This is a genomic window from Campylobacter concisus (assembly GCF_902460545.1).
Lineage (GTDB): Bacteria > Campylobacterota > Campylobacteria > Campylobacterales > Campylobacteraceae > Campylobacter_A > Campylobacter_A concisus_AE.
Genome location: NZ_CABPUE010000001.1, coordinates 283,560 through 299,788, shown reverse-complemented (window position 1 = coordinate 299,788; position 16,229 = coordinate 283,560). Strand labels below are relative to the sequence as shown.

The window sequence follows — 16,229 nt, the reverse complement described above, 5'->3', positions numbered from 1 at the left end:
TCATCATATTTATAATAAAGAAGGAGACAAAATGTCAAAAGTTATTTTACAATTAAATGTTATTCAGGCTGATGCAAATGCACTTTATATTAAATTTCACGATCTTCACTGGAATGTAAAAGGTATTCAATTTTTTAGCGTTCATGAATACACAGAAAAAGCTTATGAAGATATGAGTGAGATATTTGATGATGCAGCTGAGAGAGCTCTTATGCTTGGTGGCAGACCTATCGTCAAGGCTGAAGAGCTAGCAAAAGTTACTCACATAAAACACGAGCCAAAAGAAATTTACACTCCAACTGAGGTTTTAGAGATTGTCTTGGCTGATTATAAACACCTTTTGGGCGAGTTTAAAAAGCTTGACGAACTTGCAGAAGGCGATACAACAACTCAAATGTATGCACAAGATCAAATCGCAAAATTTGAAAAAGCGATCTGGATGCTAAACGCAACACTTAGCAAATAACTACTAGCGGGAGTTCTCCCGCTCTATCTAAATAAATTCTACTTTTTGGCGATATTGATTCTATAAATTTTAAGGGAGCCAAAATGAAAATTTCTCAAATCGCAAACTCATATAATAGTTCAAGTATAAAAGAAAATGTAAAATCAGAAATTTCACTTCATAAAGATGAAAAAGATATCTCTAAAAAAGAGTCTGAAATTATAAATTTAACAGCCAAAGACATTTCAAATAGCTACTTTTTGCAGTATCAAAAAGAGATCGTTAAAAGTAGTAGTTCAAATTTATTAGCCCAAAGCGACTTAAGCTTTAATGCGCCTAAAAATTTATCAGAAATTTTATCAGGACTTGATCTTGCAAGTATCGGCTATAACGGCAAATCTTTAAATGAGTTAAGTAGTGACGAGGCAAATGATCTTATTAGCGAGAATGGATTTTTTGGTATTGCAAATACGACTGAGAGGATAGCTAGCTTTGTGCTAAATGGTGCAGGTGATGACATAGAAAAACTAAAAGCTGGTAGAGAAGGTGTGGCAAAGGGTTTTGAGGATGCGAAGAAAATTTGGGGAGGCGAGCTTCCTGAAATTTCACAAAAGACTATCGAAAAGACCCTTGAGGCACTTGATAAAAAGATCGCCGAGCTTGGCGGCAATGTTTTAAATGTTTCAGCTTAACTATTTTAGGCAGGCTCGCCTAAGATAAATTTGTGTGATCGTGTATATAAATTTAGATACGAGCCTTTAATTTCCCACAAAATTTATTTAATCTTAAAAGTTATACTTCGCCGTTTTACACTAAGGAGAAGAGATGAAAGCTAAAATTTTACTTCCACTGGCAACTGCTATCATGTTTTTGGGTTGCTCATTTTTTGAGGATAACCCACCAGTGCGAAAACAGCCAAGACAGGTCATGCAAAATACACCAGTAAAAAGCTCGATCAAAGGTTTTATAAAAGAGGTTACTTATAAAGATTCAAAATACTGCTATGAAATAGTGGCGAGCGATACAAAAAACCACAAACTCAATAAAGCAAATTTTTGTGCAAATAGATACTATTATGATAAAGGCGACTTAGTCTATGCGACTTTTTATGCAGATAAACTTATAGATATGCTTCTTATAAAAGAGGGCGGCTCTAGTGGCTTATATAATGGTGTAAAAAAGCCACAAAATGAAGTGATTATTAAAAGAAAAAATGTAAAAACAAATATCGAAGTACCAAAAGAGGAAAAAATTTCTTTTTAATTACCGTTGATTTACTGCTTGCTTATATAATTTCAACAGCAATCAAAACTAGAACTCCTTTTAAGGGGCAAAGCAACAGCCCCTTTTTCTTTTTACTCATTTTAATTTTTATCCTTGGTTTGTTTAAAATTATCAATTTTTATCTATTTTTGATTAATTACGGTAAACGATCGGTAACTGAAATTAAAAATTTTAAGCTTCATGTTAAATTTTATTGATTATAATCGTCGGCACAAAACCTTAAAAGGAGAAAAAATGAAACTAACAAAAATTAGTTTAGCCACTTTGGTTGCTTTAGGTGCATTTTCAAGCGTAGCAAGTGCTACTCCACTTGAAGAAGCTATAAAAAATGTAGATCTTTCAGGATTTGCAAGATATAGATATACAAATGATAAAAAACACGGTGAGTTTTCTAATACAAAATCAGAGTCTGGCTCAAAAGCTGGTCATCAATTTAAAGCAGTAACAAATTTTAAAGCTGCTATCGATGATAACTTCTTTGGTGTTATTGGTTTAAGATATAACGCTACTGATAAATCTGGTGATAATACTCAGGGCAATCAAGGCTCTAGAGGCACTGGTACAGATAAAACAAATACAACCAATGCCTTTGAAGTTCATCAGTTCTATCTTGGTTATAAAGCTGGAAACACCACTATAACAGCTGGCAAACAAGAGATTGGCTCTTTCTTTACAGATGATGCTATCGCTACTGGTGTAAGAGTGGTAAATGAAGATATTGAAGGACTAACACTTACTGCTTTAGCTTTTGATGCAATTGAGGGTGATAGTGTTGAGAGTGATGGAGATCTATATGTAAATACTGGTTACTTAAATATTTATGATGTTGGTAATCTATATGCGGCTGGTATAGCTGGCTCATATGATCCTATTAATTTCCAACTATGGTATGCTAGCCTAACAAATCTAGCTGATCTACTTGCAGCTGATGTTTCAGCAAATTTTGCTATTAATGATGATGTTAGCTTAGGTGGTAGAGTTAACTATATAAATACTACTGTAGATAAAAGTGCAAAAGCACATCTTTCTAAAGGTATAGATGAATCTAATGGCGTTGCAAACTATAATGATGGTAACTTCTATGCTGGCGAACTTACAGCTTCACTATTTGGCTTTGATTTGAGAGCTGGTTATATGGGTTGGAAAGTTGATAATAAAGGTGTAACATCATTTGCTCTTGAAGATAAAGGTAGTCTAATAGATGTTGGTGAGCTTACACTTGATCCAACTTGGGCTGATGGAAAAGCAAACCTAGTATATGGAACAGCTGGATATACATTTGATAAATTTACAGTTGGTGTTGATTACATAAAAGGCCACATTAAACACGCTGCAGCTGCTGGCGAAAATGGCAAAGAAAAAGTTGAAGAGATTACTCCAAGATTTGCATATGAGTATAGCAAAAAGCTAACATTTAGCTCATACTATGCATTCAAAACTTCAAAATTTGCTGATGAGGCTAAAAACAAAGAAGATCAATTCAGATTTGAAGCTAAATACTCATTCTAATCATAGCTCATTAATCAACTTATGATATAATCCCGGGTCGGAGCAATCTGATCCGGGATTTTTAAATTTAGAGCAAAATTTCAAGGAAAATTATGAAAAGTATTAAAATTTCTTTTTTGGCGTGTTTTTTGGTGGCAAATGCCTTTGCAGCTTCACAAGTCTACTATATAGAAGCTCGTGGTGAGTTTGGTAAAGAACTTGCTGAAATGGCAAAAAAGCAGGCTAATGATAGAAATGAAAAAGTAAATGTCTATGTTGATGAAGATCCAAGACGTTATAAAGATAATAGAATTTTAAAATTAGGCGTTGATAGAAAGGGCAGATATAGTGTTTCTTTAGGTAAGGAGCTTTATGAAAAGCAATGTGCTAGCTGTCATGGTGAAAATGCTGATAAAAGACCATTTGGTTCAACGCCTCTAAAAAATATGGATGCTAAAGATATTGAAGATAGTATCATCTCTTATAGAAGTGACTCAAGTTTTGGTGGAAGCGGCAAAAACGTAATGCAAAACCAAGCTAAAATTCTTTCAAATAATGATCTTGGCGCGATTCTCGCCTATCTAAAAGGTAAAGATGCATTTGCTGAACAAGATGCAAATGAAAACAAACCAGTCTCTACTCAAACAAAGCAAGGCAGTTATTTAAGATAAGTTTCACTTTGATAGCTTTGTCATAATATAAATAAAAGGAAGCAGATGTTAAATCCAAAATCATTATTTTTAAGTATGGGCTCAGCTATCATTTTGATGATAATCTTTGCCATAGCTAGCGGAGCCGCTACGATAATAGAAAGTAAAACTAGTACAGAAGCTGCATGGTACTATGTTTATGGTGCCAGCTGGTTTGCTCTCATTCAACTACTTCTTGGCATAAATTTGACCTATAATATCTTTAGATATAACTTAATCGATCCAAAAAAACTCCCTTCGCTTATATTCCATCTTGGTTTTATCGTTATCTTAATCGGTGCTGGCATAACAAGATACCTTGGCTTTGAGGCTGATATGCATATAAGAGAAAAAACTCAGTCAAATATCGTTACGACAAAAATATCCTATTTAAATTTAACCGCATTAAATGATAATGGAGAAGAGATAAACGCTGCTTTGCCACTAGGACTTTCTGATGCAAAAAAAGGTTTTGACCTAAAGCTAAAGATAGCAGATAATGAAGCTAATTTAAAATTTAAAGAATTTGTGCCAAATGCAAGTTATAAGTTTGTGGATGATAAAAACGGGCAACCAGTAGTGGAATTTGTAGTTTCAAACGAGAGTGAAAGTGAAGAAATCTTCTTGTTAGAAGAAGAGGAAGCAAGAGTTGCAGATATTAGTTTTATCTTTAATGCTAAGCCAGACGAGAGTAAAAAATATGTGCTTTTTAAATTAGTGGACGGAAATTTCACAGTTACTTCAAATACTGATCTTTCAAAATTTACAATGAGCGATAGCTCAAAAACTGAGTTAAAAGCTGGTAGTGTAAATGATTTTGGCATGGGCAGTCTTTACACTATTTCAAATATAAATTTTGCTCCAAGATTAGTTTCAGCTCATGCCTCAAGGAAGCTAGTTAGCACAAAAGATAGCGAATTTAACGCCTTGATAGCTGAATTAAATTATAAAGGCGAGAGTAAAGAGATGCATATTTTTTACAACCTAACAGAGCCTTCACGCTTAGCTGTGGCTGGACAAAAATTTAACGCTTCATGGGGTGCGCAGCAAGTTAAACTCCCGTTTAGCTTATACTTAAAAGACTTTGAGCTTAAAAGATATCCTGGCTCAAATTCTCCTATGAGCTATTCAAGTGAAGTTATTGTAAAAGATGATACAAACATGTCGGGGCTTGACTATAAAATTTATATGAATCACGTGCTTGATTATGATGGTTATAGATTTTTCCAAAGTTCATACGATACAGATGAAAAAGGAACCATTCTCTCTGTCAATAAAGATCCAGGCAAGATACCAACTTATATTGGCTACTTTCTACTTGGACTTGGCTTTGTGTTAAATGTTGTAAATCCTGGTAGTCGTTTTAGAAAGCTAGCTAAGTTAATCGATAATGAATCAACAAAGGGTGGTAAAAAGGTTGTTGCTATCATTGCCATTATGCTTTTAAGTTTAAATTTTAGCTCATTAAAGGCTGAAGACTTTTTGCCTAATATCAGCAAAGAGCACACACAAAAGCTTTCTAGGCTTATTGTGCAAAGCTCAGATGGTAGAATGAAGCCATTTGACACTCTTAGTAAAGAAATTTTAAATAAAATACATAGAAGCGAGAATATAAATAGCCTAAACTCGAATCAAGCTATGCTTTCAATAATGGTAACACCTGATTTTTGGCGAAATGAAAAAATTATCTCACTTGGGCAAAGTAAGGAGCTAAAAAAAGAGCTTGGCATAGATGAAAATGCAAAGTATGCAAGTTTTAATGATTTTTTTAGAGCTACAAAAGATGGCGGAAGTGAATATAAACTCACAAAATTTGCTGAAATTGCTAATCGTAAGCACCCTGGATCACGCAATACATTTGATAAAGATGTGATCAAGATCGATGAGAGATTGAATGTTTTTTATATGATATTTATTGGTGAAATTTTTAAAATTTTTCCAAAGCAAGATGACCCATCAAACTCTTGGTATTCGCCTGCTAGCGCAATGATGTACTTTCCGCCTAAGGAGGCCGATCTAGTCATCAATATGATGAGAGAGTATTTTGCAGCAGTTGATGCAGCAACAAAAGATAGTGATTGGAGCAAGGCTGATGCCGCACTTGATAAAATTTCAGTCTATCAGCAAAAGTATGGTTCTACTGTAATGCCAAGTGAAGAAAAGATAAATATAGAAATTTTGTTTAATAAAATTCAAATTTTTGAGCGATTGACGCCAGTTTATCTTTTGGCTGGCCTAGCGCTTTTATTTTTTGTTTTTGTCAAAATGCTAGCTCCAAAGGTTCAGATAAATGGCATTGTAAAGATTGTGTATATTATAAATTTACTAGCTTTTCTTGCTCATACTGTCGGACTTGGACTTCGTTGGTACATTGCTGAACATGCGCCTTGGAGTAACGCTTATGAATCGATGGTCTATATCGCTTGGGCTCTAGGATTTTCTGGTATCGTCTTTGCAAAACGTAGCCCTATTGCTCTTGCTCTTACGTCTATATTGGCTGGTGTTACATTGTTTGTTGCGCACCTTAGCTGGATGGATCCACAGATCACTACACTTGTACCAGTGCTTCAAAGCTACTGGCTAACAATACATGTTTCTGTCATTACTGCAAGTTATGGATTTTTAGGGCTTTGCGCGTTACTTGGTGGCTTTACTCTATTGCTTATCATTTTACAAAATAAGAAAAAGCCAAATCCAGAAATTTCTCGCAATATCCTCGAAGCTACCCGTATAAATGAGATGGCTATGATACTAGGACTTAGCTTGCTTACTCTTGGAAATTTCCTAGGCGGTGTTTGGGCGAATGAGAGCTGGGGTAGATATTGGGGCTGGGATAGTAAGGAGACTTGGGCGCTAGTTTCGATACTTGTTTATGCTGCAGTTCTTCATATAAGATTTATTCCAAGGCTAAATAACCAGTATGCGTTTGCAGTGGCTTCTTTCTTTGCTTATTGGTCGATTATTATGACTTATTTTGGTGTAAATTTTTATTTAGCTGGTATGCACTCGTATGCAGCTGGAGATCCATTACCAGTACCTGATTTTGTCTGGATTAGTATTGTGATAATGGTGCTTATGAGTGTTTTTGCATTTACAAAGCGATCACTTTGCTCAAGGCTTTAGATGCTAATAAAAGGTCTAATAGTTTTCTTTATTGTATTACTATTAATTGCAATTTATGCGTTAATCTATCTACTTTTAAGAAATAGAGATTATAGCGCCGAAATAAAAGAGCTTGCATTAGAAAAAGAAGAGATAACGATCGAAAAGCTTGAAAAGCTTGCGGGTGATAATAGTTTAAGTAAAAACGAGCTTTTCGAACTTATTCAAATCTTTGTAGGAAATTTTAGTATACCAGCTAAAAATAACCAAGTCATGCCAAAAGAGGCAAATAACTATATAAATTTTATAATTTTAATCTGCTCTCATAAAAATTCTGATGCGAAACTCATCAGTTTTTTAGACAAAGAGGCTAAAAAGAAAAATCCAAGCTACATTGTCGAAATAGAAGAGAGTGAGAAAATTGGTATAGAAAATCGCAAAAATCGTAGATAAATTTATTTAAAAAAGTGTAGTTAAAATATCTTAAAATTAAGTTTGGTATAAAAATGAGTTCTTATGATTTTGATTCTATGTACGTGATATTTCTTATTTTATTTTCAATCGTATTGCCTATATTTTTGATAATCCCAGCAGGTAGATATAACATAAAGGTTTATGTGAGTAAAATTGATCTAATCGGACTTCATCTAATTTTTCCAATCATTATATTGCCTACTTTGGTAGGTACTTTTATTTTAGTTTGTAGCTTTTTAAATATTTCAGATTATGCTGGTTTAAGCTTTGTATTCTATGCTTTTTTGATTCTAATGATATCCTATATAATTTGTGGTTTTTATGTTTGTATCAGATATAACTACGACTTTTTTCATTGTATCGTAGCGCTTTTCTTAAGGTTTAATTATGTTACGCCGCTTATTTATCTGCTCTTTTTAGGTGGAAAAAACTACAAAGATGACAAAGAGATAACCTCTAAAAATATTAAAGACTTAAATCTTTTCGATCAGTTTAGATTTTCTATTTATAATTTAATTGCTATTAGAAACTAAAAGCATTTTAAGAGCATTAAAGGTTTTGCAATTAGAGAAAATACCAAAAAGCAAGAGAAATTTTTATATTTAGCTTTTGCTTAGTTTTTATATCTTTCTTATCTTTAAAATTTTAGTCCAAAGCAGGCTTTTGTTTTGTCTTATCGTTTTTAAGCTTATCTTTTTTGGCTTCAAACTCAGCTATTACATTTGCATCAGGAAATAAATATCCATCCTCAATCATCAGATCAACTGCTTTTTTAAATATAGGTAAGGCACTTTGAGCACCGAAGTAGTAGTAAGGTCTTTTAGGATCCCTTGCTAAAACGCCTATTGTGTAGCTATTGCCTCTTGTGTCATTTACAAAGCCAAAAAATGAGCCATTGTAGGTATTGCTGTATCCACCACTACCTGAGGCAATGTGTGCAGTTCCAGTCTTGCCACCTATCTCAAGCCCTGGCGTAAAGGCTTTTAGTCCAGTACCTTTTTCAACCGTTTTTATTAAAATTCTCTTCATTATCTTTGCGGTTTCTTGTGATATAACTTGAGCTGGCTCGGACTTTGGCAAATCGTATCTTTTTCCATTTCTCTCTAAGTAAGCAACCATGTGAGGAGTAACTTCAATGCCTTTATTGTTAAATGTATTATAGGCTTTTAAAAGCTGCATAAATGTAGCTTGCAAGCCATATCCGTAGCTCACAGTCGCCTTATATGTCGATGAGTTTAACTTTGTAACTGTTGGCATCATACCTACTTGCTCGTAAGGTAGATCTATGCCTGTTTTTCTTGAAAAGCCAAAATTTAAAAGTCCTTGATAAATTTGTGGCCCATTTAAACGCTCAACAAGCTGAATCATGCCGATGTTTGAACTGTGCACGATTATATCTTCAGCACTCATAAAAGGCTCTGGATGGGTATCTTTGATTATCCTTTTGCCAAGTTGGTATCGGCCATTATAGGTATTTACAAGCTCGAATGGATTTACTTTCTTCTCTTGAAGTAAGATAGAAAATATAAATGGTTTAAAAACTGAGCCAACTTCATAAGCATATTCGCTAACAGTAGAGTTTAGAGCGCTATAATCTTGCTTTCTTATGTTTGAAGGGTCATATCTTGAGCTAGAGGCTAGAGCTAAAATTTCTCCATTTTTGCTATTCATTATACAGATGACTAGCTCTTTTGCATCTAGAAATTCACGCTTTTCATCTAAAATTTGCTCTAGTTTGGTTTGAAATTTTAATGGTATAGAAAGCACCGCATTGTAGCCATCTACTCTTGTTGCTAAATTTGAGTCACTTGTTAAAATGATATTGTTTCCAATATCACGAGGCCCTAAAATTTTTGCATTTTGTATAGGTGCTAAATAATCTTCATAATATCTCTCAAGACCTTTTACGCCTTTACTTTTTGTAAGTGCGTCACTTTCAGTTTTGCTCACGTAGCCAATAGCTGGTGTGAGGGCATCTTTTGACATAAATTTACGATTTTGTCCGCTCTCCATTACTCTCATGCCCTGAAATGAAGCAAGGCCTGTTTTTGGGTCAAGATATGAAACCAAAATACTCTTGCGATTTAGCTTTCTTGAGAGCTCTTGAAGGTAGGTAGCACCCTTTGCATCAATACTATATGAGAGTGTAACGATGCCTTTTGTACCATTTATGATCTTTCTTACTTTGTTTGGATCGTCGCCGCTGTAAAGCGAATATAGCTTGATAAACATCTCTTTTTTATTAGGATCAATATTTCTAGTGTCAAGCATTACTTTGTAGAGTTTTTGACTTGAAGAGATGCTAAAGCCATCTTTTGTGATTATATTACCACGAATTGCTGTGTTTATATCGCTTGTTTGAAGTCTAGGAAGCTTTCGCTCGATACTTGCTCTATAAAATATAACAAGCACAAATATTGAAATTCCAAAAGTAATTAATAAAAAAAGTATTGTTATTTTTGATTTTCTGGAATTCATTAATGACTTAAATTTGTGTTCTAGAAATTTCTTTATAAGCACTTAGTGCTTTGTTGCGAATTTCTAGCATAAGCTTCATGCTAGTCTCTGCTTTACCTATCGCAATAGCAGCTTGGTGAAGATCTTTTACCTCTCCAGTTGCAAGATCGGCTATGGCTTTATCTGCGTTGATTTGGACTTTATTTAGCTCTTTTAAAGAGTCGTTTAGAGCATTTTCGAAGCCGCCTTCTTCGCCTGCTTTTGCTATTTTATTTGAATTTTCATTTTTATTTATTTTGTCTAAATTTATACTATTTATCATTATGCTTGTCCTGAAATAAGTGATATCGCACTTTGTGCTATTGTTTTTGCGTTTTGAAAGGCTGCCACGTTTGCTTGATATGCTCTTGTTGCTTCAAGTAGGTCAGACATCTCAATAACCGGATTTATATTTGGAAATGCGACGTAGCCATTTGCATTTGCGTCTGGGTGGCTTGGGTCGTATTTTAGCTGAAAGTCCTTATCATCACGCACCACTTTATCCACGATCACGCTAGTTAGGGCAGGGTGGGCATTTTTTGGTGAACTTGGATCATCTAGCGGGTTTTCATACTCAAGTAAGCTTTGCGAATTTTTAAGCTGATCATTTAAAATTTTATCAAAACTCATCTCTTTAAAGATGACCTCTTGCCTTCTGTAAGGGCCACCTTCAGCTGTTCTTGTGGTTTGAGCATTTGCTATATTTGAGCTGATGACGTTCATTCTGAAGCGTTGTGCACTCAGTCCGTATCCGCTAATATCAAAATCATTTAAATATGACATCATCTCTCCTAGTTCTTAGCACTTGCGTCTATTACGCTTTTAAAGATATTCCCCTGTGCCTTATAAGCACTATCAAGGGCATTGATCATAACTGTGTTTTTGCCCATCTCTGTTGTCTCGACGTCAAGATCGACCGTGTTTGCGTCGTTTCTAGCCATGTGGCCATCGCGCAAGAAAATTTGAGCTACGTCGCTTTTTGGAAAATCAACCACAGCCATATGTGCTTCGTTTGTCTTAGCAAGTTGTAGCTTTTTTTGGCTTGAAGTGTTATAAATTTCATTTGCTTTTTCTTTTAAAACATCTTCAAATCTTATATCTCTAGCTTTATAAAATGGTGTATCAACGTTTGCAAGATTGCCAGAGATTAGTTTTTGGCGTAGTTCTCTGCCTGCAAGAGCTGATTCTACAAGTGGGCTAGATTTTGATTTATCTAAAACAAACATTTAAAATCCTTATGAAATTTCACATTTTTATAAGCAAACGATGTTCCAAATATAGGGCAAATTTATTTTGTCTCATAAATTTTTGCCAGATCTTCTTTCATTTTTGTGACTTTTATACCACCAAGATAGTATTTTACCCCATATTGTCCGCTATCTACGTCTGTTAAAATTTGATATTCGCCATTTTTTATCACTACTTTAAAAGGTAGTGCGATCTCGTGTTTATATTCGATGTCTCTTACGATCTGCTCGGCAAGTCTGTCATTTATCTTTTGATCGTTTGTTATGAAATAATAGGCGTTAAATTTTTGCATAAATTCGTGTAAAACATACTCATTTGTGACATTTTCAAAATGAGTTAGTCCAATTAGTGTAAATTTATCTTTGTTTTCAAGCTGATATTTTGTAAGCTCAGCTGCCTCTTTTTGACAAGGTGGGCAAAATGTACCAAAAATATCGATCATTAAAACTTTATTTTCATCATTTTTAATAGCAAAGCCATGATTTTTTCGAACTAAAGTAAGCTCCTTGCCGCTTACATCTACAAGCTTAACCTCTTCATTTGGACTAAATTCTTTAAAATTTACACTACCGCTCTCATCTTCACCACAACCAAAAAAAGTAAATAAAGCGATTATTAAAATGAGTAAATTTTTCATCTTATCCCTTAAATATATCTTTTTATGGCAGCTCTTGCCTCTTTGTCTGCCTCGCGTCTTTTTAAAGTCTCGCGTTTATCGTGTAAATTTTTACCTTTTGCAAGGGCTAGCCTTGCTTTTACGATATTTTTATCACTTAGATAAAGTGCTAAAACAACCAAGGCAAGTCCATCTTGTGAGACTTGACCGAAAATTTTATCGATCTGCTTTCTATGCATCAAAAGTTTCCTAGCTGCTCGCTCATTTGGACGAAATGTGCTGTGTGTGGTTTCAAGATAGCTGATGTGGGCGTTTAATAAAAAAAGCTCACCCTTTATGACACGCACAAAGCTATCTTTTAAATTTGCCCTGCCAGCCCTTAGTGCTTTGACCTCGCTGCCTTTTAGTACAATACCAGCCTCGAAGGTCTCAAGTATGCTAAAGTCATGCAAAGCTTTCTTGTTTTTTGCTAGATCTTTTATCAAAATTTTACCTTTTAATTTACGCTAAATACGCTACTGCCACTGCCACTTAGAAATTTATCTCTAAACTCATTCATCTGTGGATAGAGGTTAAAACATGGCGCAAAAAGATCGTTTAGCTCCTCGTTTTTATAAATTTCAAGTAGCTCTTTGCTTTTTAAATTTTGCATCTTTTTTGCAGCATTAACGTCTATGTATTGTAAGAAATTGCTTCTAAATTCTTGATAAACCATCGGTGTGGAGCAAAAAACATTTGGTGTGAAAATATTTAAATTTGGTACTTCGTCATCAAATTCTTCTATGATCTCGCCTATGCCGCTTACATTTGCTGCCTTGTAGCCACTTACGAAAAAAGCTACATCTGCGCCGATTTTAGACGCTATTTGCATCAAATTTTCATGTTTTATACTTAAATTTAGTTCGTCATTTACCATTAGCAAAAAGGTGGCAGCGTTTGAACTACCTCCACCAAGGCCCGCACCAATTGGGATATTTTTGTTGATGATGATTTTATGAGAGCTAAAAAACTTGTCGAGCTCGTTTGAAAAGCCGGCTCTTTTTAGCTCGTCTATTGCTTTTTTAATAATGTTATCTTTTATTTCGTGGTTGTTGCATTCTATTGCAAACGAATCTGACTTTTTAAAATAAATTTCGTCAAAAAGCTGCTCACAGAGGATAAAGCGCGATAAAATTTCGTGGTAGTTGCCTCTAGTGCCAACTATCTTTAAAAATATATTTATCTTTGCAAAGCTTTTCATTTCTCGATTTTTTTTGCTAGCTCATGAATATCGGCTTCACTTGCAGTTTTTGTGGCATGGATATTTTCGTTTTTGATATCGTTTGCTAGTTCGCTTCTTAGTATCATTGTATTTCGTGGCGCTTCGATACCTAGTTTAACGGTATTTTTTGAAATATTTACTATGACAACTTTTATGTCATTTCCTATTAAAATTTCTTCATTTTCTTTTCTTGCTAGGATTAACATTTTTCAACCTTATTTATAGTGTAATTTATAGTATCATCCGTGATTTGGATTACGCTCATAAATTTATCATAATTTAGCAAATAAATTCCTTGCTTTTGTGTTTCAAAATCGTTAATTTTTAATTTCTTACCATTAAGAATATCATTTACATCCCCAAAATATGTATTTTTCTGAATATTTAAAAAATCACAAATATTCAAAAATTTTTCATTTTCGTAGCAAAATTTGCCTTCACTTATCCTTTTTAATGAGCTTAAAGTTACATTATAACCAAGCCTTTTTCCAAAAAATTCTGCATATGAACGGATATAACTTCCTTCACTTACACTTAAACGAATGGTTAAAAATGGGTGCGAGTAGTTTAAAATTTGACTATCATAAATTTCCATCGTTTCTGTCTTTAGCTCAAATTCTTCGCCGCTTCTTGCTAACTTGTAAGCTCTCGTGCCATTTACATGTTTTGCGCTAAATTTTGGTGGGATATAGCTTATCTTGCCGATTAACTCACCTCTTATAGCTTCTAGTTTTTCTAAATTTATCTCTTTTACATTTGAAATTTCACTGATATTTTCATTGTCCATGCTGGGACTGCTAGCCCCAAGCCAGATCGTTGCTTCATAGACTTTTGGACTTTTGTCTAAAAATCTAAAAAATTTCGTATGCGAGCCAAGAGCGACTATTAGGCAGCCGCTAGCAAATGGATCAAGTGTGCCTGAAAATCCAGCCTTTTTAACGCTGTATTTTCTCTTTAGTCGCCCTAAAAAGTGGTTTGAACTCATGCCAGCGGGCTTGTTTGCCACGAAGATAGCGTTCATACGGCCTTTTCCACAAAGCTTGACATTATCTCTCTTACATTGCCACCAAAATTTATAGTCAGCTTAAACTCTTTTTTGATCTTGCTAACCGCGCTCACCCTGCCAATACCAAAAATTTTATGCTTAACGAGGTCACCTTTTTTAAATTCATTGCTCTGTTCGATCACTAGCGAGCCATGCGTGATACCGCTCTCGCTTAAAAATCTACTCTTATTTAACCTCGTGCGCTGGCCTTTATAAAAGCGCGAATTTGCAAAGCTTAGACTAAGTGTCTTTTTAGCTCTTGTTATCGCCACGTATGCAAGCCTACGCTCTTCTTCAATATCGCTACCATCGCCAATGAGCGGGAAAAATCCCTCTTCAAGGCCGATCACAAAAAGATGCTCAAACTCAAGCCCCTTGCTTGCATGCACGCTCATGATACTAATAGCCTCATCGCTGATGCCGTCTTGCTCACTTGTCAGCGTGATCTCGTTTAGAAATTCCTCCAGATCAAAGCTTGGATTTTGCTTGATCTGATCTTTTAAAACAGCGTAAAACTCGTCGATATTCGCCGCTCTTTCAGCGCCATCTGGCAGGCTCTCGTAGTATTTTTTCACGCCAAATTTAGCTTCAAATTTATCTATCAGGTCAAAAACCGAGCCGCTTTCTTGAAGCTCTTTTAGGTTGCTTGCAAACTCAAGAAGGGCTGATTTTACCTTTTTGCTAAAGGCTTCGTCGTTATCAGAGATGTTTGAGATAGCTTCAAAGATAGAAATTTTGCCCTCAAATGCCATTTTTTCAAGCTTATCAAGACTCACTTTGCCCAGTCCTCGTTTTGGGCGGTTTATGATGCGCCTTATTGAAAAGTCATCGTTTGGATTATTTATCAGCCTTAGGTAGCTTATGATATCTTTGATCTCGGCTCTTTCATAAAATTTCACGCCGCCGACCATTTTATAGGCGATTTGCTCTTTATTTAGCCCATCTTCAAGCGAGCGAGAAAGTGCATTTATACGGTATAAGATCGCGATATCTTTTGCCTGCACTCCTTTGCTTAAAAGCTCTTTTATGCATTTTGCGATCTTGCCAGCCTCAACGCTCTCATCAAAGCTCTCTATCAAATTTACGGCCTCGCCTTCGCCTTTTGTGCCCACAAGCTTCTTGCCAAGGCGGTTGCGGTTATGATCTATTAGTTCATTTGCAGCCTTTAGTATCGCCTCACTTGAGCGGTAATTTTTCTCAAGTCTTATGATCTTTACATCTTTAAACTGATCTTTAAAATTTAAGATATTATCTATCTTCGCACCGCGCCAGCCGTAGATGCTTTGGTCATCATCACCCACAACGCAGATGTTTTCGTGGCATAGACAGAGCTTTTTTAGCAGTTTATACTGAAGGTCGTTTGTATCTTGATACTCATCGACCATTATGTATTTGTATCGGTTTGAAATTTCTCTAGCAAGATCTTCGTTTTTGTCTAAAATTTTATATGTAAGCCCTAGCAGATCGTCAAAATCAACAAGATTATTTGTTTTGAGATAATCTTCATATTTTTCATAAATTTGTGCTGCTTGTTTGTAAAAGTTGTCCTTGCTTTTATCGAAAGACGAGAAATTTGCATTTTTATAGACCTCTTCGACGCTTAAAAGTGAGTTTTTGTAGTTTGAAATTTCACTTGACAAAATCGCGGTTGCGACTGGACTTTCAAAGCTTTTGATGATGCGCTTTTTATCGTCTGTGTCGATTATGACGAAGTTATTTTTTCTGCCAAGCTTTTCAATATATAGCTTTAAAAACAAAAGCCCAAATTTATGAAATGTACAAAGTAGCGGTGAGTAGTTTTTGCCACTTTGGCTTAGCATCGCCATGGCTCTACTTCGCATCTCGTTGGCGGCTTTGTTTGTAAAAGTAAGAGTTAGTGTATTTGCCGCGTCTATGCCGACCTCGCCGATGAGGTAGGCAAGCCTAGTTGTGATGGTCTTTGTCTTGCCACTGCCAGCTCCTGCAAGTATGAGCATCGGACCATCTATATGAGTAGCTGCCTCACGCTGAGATTCGTTTAAATTTGATAGTAATTTTTCCATTTTTTGCTTTTTAAATTTTCTTTTGATTTTAGCTAAAAA

17 protein-coding genes are annotated in these 16,229 nt (G+C 35.1%); 7 read left to right on the top strand and 10 right to left on the bottom strand.

Annotation, left to right across the window (positions count from 1 at the left end; translation table 11 throughout):
- The first annotated feature begins 31 nt into the window (after positions 1-31).
- The 7 genes from FZ949_RS01465 (at position 32) to FZ949_RS01435 (ending at position 7,461) form a co-directional block, all read left to right on the top strand.
- Entirely contained in the window at positions 32-466 is a 435-nt protein-coding gene (locus FZ949_RS01465; protein ID WP_021090517.1) for a Dps family protein, read from the top strand.
- Between the two features lie 83 nt (positions 467-549).
- Complete coding sequence (locus FZ949_RS01460; RefSeq protein ID WP_148790036.1) at positions 550-1,137, top strand: hydrogenase-4 component G; 588 nt, start codon at positions 550-552, stop codon at positions 1,135-1,137.
- A gap of 133 nt (positions 1,138-1,270) precedes the next feature.
- Entirely contained in the window at positions 1,271-1,708 is a 438-nt protein-coding gene (locus FZ949_RS01455; protein WP_103580608.1) for a hypothetical protein, read from the top strand.
- 255 nt (positions 1,709-1,963) lie between these two features.
- Positions 1,964-3,238, top strand: a complete 1,275-nt coding sequence (locus tag FZ949_RS01450; RefSeq protein ID WP_103580609.1) for an OprD family outer membrane porin — start codon at positions 1,964-1,966, stop codon at positions 3,236-3,238.
- 92 nt (positions 3,239-3,330) lie between these two features.
- Positions 3,331-3,888 carry a c-type cytochrome gene (locus tag FZ949_RS01445; protein WP_021090538.1) on the top strand — a complete coding sequence of 186 codons (558 nt, stop codon included), beginning with the start codon at positions 3,331-3,333 and terminating at the stop codon, positions 3,886-3,888.
- 45 nt (positions 3,889-3,933) lie between these two features.
- Complete coding sequence (locus FZ949_RS01440; RefSeq protein ID WP_103580610.1) at positions 3,934-7,029, top strand: cytochrome c biogenesis protein CcsA; 3,096 nt, start codon at positions 3,934-3,936, stop codon at positions 7,027-7,029.
- Entirely contained in the window at positions 7,030-7,461 is a 432-nt protein-coding gene (locus FZ949_RS01435; protein ID WP_107953348.1) for a fatty-acid--CoA ligase, read from the top strand.
- 666 nt (positions 7,462-8,127) lie between these two features.
- Here FZ949_RS01435 and FZ949_RS01425 read toward each other — a convergent pair.
- The 10 genes from FZ949_RS01425 to FZ949_RS01380 all read right to left on the bottom strand — a co-directional run bounded on the left by FZ949_RS01425 (position 8,128) and on the right by FZ949_RS01380 (position 16,190).
- The gene (locus tag FZ949_RS01425) at positions 8,128-9,960 is read right to left on the bottom strand and encodes a peptidoglycan D,D-transpeptidase FtsI family protein (RefSeq protein ID WP_103580578.1); all 1,833 of its coding nucleotides are present in this window, start codon (positions 9,958-9,960) and stop codon (positions 8,128-8,130) included.
- Between the two features lie 7 nt (positions 9,961-9,967).
- Entirely contained in the window at positions 9,968-10,261 is a 294-nt protein-coding gene (gene fliE / locus FZ949_RS01420) for a flagellar hook-basal body complex protein FliE (protein WP_021090507.1), read from the bottom strand.
- Positions 10,261-10,761, bottom strand: a complete 501-nt coding sequence (gene flgC / locus FZ949_RS01415; protein WP_148790035.1) for a flagellar basal body rod protein FlgC — start codon at positions 10,759-10,761, stop codon at positions 10,261-10,263. The genes fliE and flgC overlap by 1 nt, the downstream gene beginning before the upstream one ends.
- Positions 10,762-10,769: 8 nt before the next feature.
- Positions 10,770-11,204: a flagellar basal body rod protein FlgB gene (gene flgB / locus FZ949_RS01410; protein WP_103580576.1), complete on the bottom strand. Its 435-nt coding sequence runs from the start codon at positions 11,202-11,204 to the stop codon at positions 10,770-10,772.
- 62 nt (positions 11,205-11,266) lie between these two features.
- Positions 11,267-11,863 carry a thioredoxin domain-containing protein gene (locus FZ949_RS01405; protein WP_103580575.1) on the bottom strand — a complete coding sequence of 199 codons (597 nt, stop codon included), beginning with the start codon at positions 11,861-11,863 and terminating at the stop codon, positions 11,267-11,269.
- Between the two features lie 8 nt (positions 11,864-11,871).
- On the bottom strand, positions 11,872-12,324 hold the full coding sequence (gene smpB, locus FZ949_RS01400) for an SsrA-binding protein SmpB (RefSeq protein WP_103580582.1): 453 nt from the start codon (positions 12,322-12,324) through the stop codon (positions 11,872-11,874).
- A gap of 14 nt (positions 12,325-12,338) precedes the next feature.
- Complete coding sequence (locus FZ949_RS01395) at positions 12,339-13,082, bottom strand: 4-(cytidine 5'-diphospho)-2-C-methyl-D-erythritol kinase (protein WP_103580574.1); 744 nt, start codon at positions 13,080-13,082, stop codon at positions 12,339-12,341.
- Positions 13,079-13,309, bottom strand: a complete 231-nt coding sequence (csrA, locus tag FZ949_RS01390) for a carbon storage regulator CsrA (protein WP_021090864.1) — start codon at positions 13,307-13,309, stop codon at positions 13,079-13,081. The genes FZ949_RS01395 and csrA overlap by 4 nt, the downstream gene beginning before the upstream one ends.
- Positions 13,303-14,124 (bottom strand): tRNA pseudouridine(55) synthase TruB, encoded by an 822-nt coding sequence (truB, locus tag FZ949_RS01385; protein WP_103580573.1) that lies wholly within the window; start codon positions 14,122-14,124, stop codon positions 13,303-13,305. The genes csrA and truB overlap by 7 nt, the downstream gene beginning before the upstream one ends.
- Positions 14,121-16,190, bottom strand: a complete 2,070-nt coding sequence (locus FZ949_RS01380) for an ATP-dependent helicase (RefSeq protein WP_103580572.1) — start codon at positions 16,188-16,190, stop codon at positions 14,121-14,123. The genes truB and FZ949_RS01380 overlap by 4 nt, the downstream gene beginning before the upstream one ends.
- Positions 16,191-16,229 lie beyond the last annotated feature (39 nt).

Excerpts from the sequence above, each read along its gene's own strand:
- FZ949_RS01395 (WP_103580574.1), bottom strand. The coding sequence starts at position 13,082 with ATGAAAAGCTTTGCAAAGATAAATATATTTTTAAAGATAGTTGGCACT.
- flgC (WP_148790035.1), bottom strand. The coding sequence starts at position 10,761 with ATGTCATATTTAAATGATTTTGATATTAGCGGATACGGACTGAGTGCA.
- fliE (WP_021090507.1), bottom strand. The coding sequence starts at position 10,261 with ATGATAAATAGTATAAATTTAGACAAAATAAATAAAAATGAAAATTCA.
- flgB (WP_103580576.1), bottom strand. The coding sequence starts at position 11,204 with ATGTTTGTTTTAGATAAATCAAAATCTAGCCCACTTGTAGAATCAGCT.
- FZ949_RS01450 (WP_103580609.1), top strand. The coding sequence starts at position 1,964 with ATGAAACTAACAAAAATTAGTTTAGCCACTTTGGTTGCTTTAGGTGCA.
- truB (WP_103580573.1), bottom strand. The coding sequence starts at position 14,124 with ATGAACGCTATCTTCGTGGCAAACAAGCCCGCTGGCATGAGTTCAAAC.
- FZ949_RS01380 (WP_103580572.1), bottom strand. The coding sequence starts at position 16,190 with ATGGAAAAATTACTATCAAATTTAAACGAATCTCAGCGTGAGGCAGCT.
- FZ949_RS01455 (WP_103580608.1), top strand. The coding sequence starts at position 1,271 with ATGAAAGCTAAAATTTTACTTCCACTGGCAACTGCTATCATGTTTTTG.
- FZ949_RS01445 (WP_021090538.1), top strand. The coding sequence starts at position 3,331 with ATGAAAAGTATTAAAATTTCTTTTTTGGCGTGTTTTTTGGTGGCAAAT.
- FZ949_RS01440 (WP_103580610.1), top strand. The coding sequence starts at position 3,934 with ATGTTAAATCCAAAATCATTATTTTTAAGTATGGGCTCAGCTATCATT.
- csrA (WP_021090864.1), bottom strand. The coding sequence starts at position 13,309 with ATGTTAATCCTAGCAAGAAAAGAAAATGAAGAAATTTTAATAGGAAAT.
- FZ949_RS01435 (WP_107953348.1), top strand. The coding sequence starts at position 7,030 with ATGCTAATAAAAGGTCTAATAGTTTTCTTTATTGTATTACTATTAATT.
- FZ949_RS01465 (WP_021090517.1), top strand. The coding sequence starts at position 32 with ATGTCAAAAGTTATTTTACAATTAAATGTTATTCAGGCTGATGCAAAT.
- FZ949_RS01405 (WP_103580575.1), bottom strand. The coding sequence starts at position 11,863 with ATGAAAAATTTACTCATTTTAATAATCGCTTTATTTACTTTTTTTGGT.
- FZ949_RS01425 (WP_103580578.1), bottom strand. The coding sequence starts at position 9,960 with ATGAATTCCAGAAAATCAAAAATAACAATACTTTTTTTATTAATTACT.
- FZ949_RS01460 (WP_148790036.1), top strand. The coding sequence starts at position 550 with ATGAAAATTTCTCAAATCGCAAACTCATATAATAGTTCAAGTATAAAA.